This window comes from Pseudomonas sp. GXM4, assembly GCF_008923895.1.
GTDB lineage: Bacteria > Pseudomonadota > Gammaproteobacteria > Pseudomonadales > Pseudomonadaceae > Aquipseudomonas > Aquipseudomonas atacamensis.
The window spans coordinates 1-1,510 of sequence record NZ_WBRZ01000489.1 but is presented as its reverse complement, the minus strand read 5'-3'; the positions used below and the strand labels follow the sequence as shown (position 1 = coordinate 1,510).

2 protein-coding genes are annotated in these 1,510 nt (G+C 62.0%); both read right to left on the bottom strand.

From position 1 onward, the window contains the following. Positions 1-31 precede the first annotated feature (31 nt). Positions 32-346: a quaternary ammonium compound efflux SMR transporter SugE gene (sugE, locus tag F8N49_RS27655; RefSeq protein WP_024012188.1), complete on the bottom strand. Its 315-nt coding sequence runs from the start codon at positions 344-346 to the stop codon at positions 32-34. Between the two features lie 120 nt (positions 347-466). Beyond that, positions 467-1,432: a bile acid:sodium symporter family protein gene (locus F8N49_RS27650; protein ID WP_151553300.1), complete on the bottom strand. Its 966-nt coding sequence runs from the start codon at positions 1,430-1,432 to the stop codon at positions 467-469. Between the last annotated feature and the right edge of the window lie 78 nt (positions 1,433-1,510).

Genomic DNA, 1,510 nt, shown 5'->3' with positions numbered 1-1,510 from the left:
GAGCTGGCTTGCCAGCGATGGGGCCGGTGGCCTAAGCGCTGACCTTGAGTCCGATCAACCCGGTAACGATCAACGCCACACTGACCAGCCGAATCAACGCCATCGATTCACCAAACAGAATGATCCCGGCGATCACCGTACCCACGGCACCGACACCGGTCCAGATCGCATACGCCGTACCCAGCGGCAATTCCTTCATCGCCAGACCGAGCAAACCAAGGCTGATGGCCATGGCGGCAACGGTCAGGGCGGTGGGGAGCGGGCGGGTGAAGCCGTCGGTGTATTTCAGGCCGACGGCCCAGCCGACTTCGAACAGGCCGGCGCAAAACAGAATGATCCAGGACATGCAGGACCTCCATCGATTGACGGGGTCGTCCCCAGATTAATGACTCGAGCGAGCCGCAGGGTCGTCCCCGCGTTGCGCAATATACTGACGAGCATTAACCCGGGGATCAAGTTTTCAGCCTCAATCGGCAGCCCGTTGCGCGAGGTTGTCGCGGTCTTCCTTCTCGCTCATGCGCCGGAAGTACGTCGACAGCAGTGCTCCGGAAATATTGTGCCAAACGCTGAACAGCGCGCTCGGCACCGCCGCCAGTGGCGAGAAGTGCGCACTGGCCAATGCCGCGCCCAGTCCCGAATTCTGCATGCCGACTTCCAGTGCCAGCGACTTGCGCTGAGCCAGCGGCAGGCCGAACAGGCGCCCGGTGAAGTAGCCGAGCAGATAACCGAAGCTGTTGTGCAGCATGACCACGGCCATGATCAGCAGGCCGGACTCGGCGATTTTCGCCTGACTCGCCGCCACCACGGCGGTGACAATAATCACGATGCTGACCACCGACACCAGCGGCAACACATCCACCGCATGCCGCACATTGTCGCCGAGCAGCCGCTGCGCGACCACGCCGAGAACGATCGGCAACAGCACCACTTGCAGGATCGACCAGAACAGCTCCATGAACGACACCGGCAGCCACGCCGAGGCCAGCAGCCAGATCAGTGCCGGGGTCAACAGTGGGGCGAAAAGGGTAGTGACCGCGGCAATCGCCACGGAAAGCGCCAGATCACCGCGTGCCAGCCAGGTCATCACGTTCGAAGAGGTGCCGCTCGGGCAGCAACCGACCAGAATCACCCCGACGGCGATTTCTGGCGGCAGGTGAAACACCTGGCAGAGCAACCACGCCACACCGGGCATGATCACGAAATGCGCAACCACGCCCAGCGCCACCCGCCATGGGTGGCGAGCGACGGCGGCGAAGTCGTCGAGTTTGAGGGTCAGGCCCATGCCGAACATCACCAGACCCAGCAGCGGTACGATCGCGCTTTTCAGGCCGATGAACCACGCCGGTTGCAGGAAGGCCACGACGGCGAATATCAGAACCCAGTAAGCGAAGGTATTGCCGACAAAGCGGCTGAGTGCAGCCAGTGCGCGCATGGCTTGATCCTTATCTTTGGTTACACCACAAAACATTGTGGGAGCGAGCCTGCTCGCGAAAGCGGTGAGCCAGATACA

Coding starts and splice junctions, on each gene's coding strand:
- F8N49_RS27650 (WP_151553300.1), bottom strand. CDS start 1,432: ATGCGCGCACTGGCTGCACTCAGCCGCTTTGTCGGCAATACCTTCGCT.
- sugE (WP_024012188.1), bottom strand. CDS start 346: ATGTCCTGGATCATTCTGTTTTGCGCCGGCCTGTTCGAAGTCGGCTGG.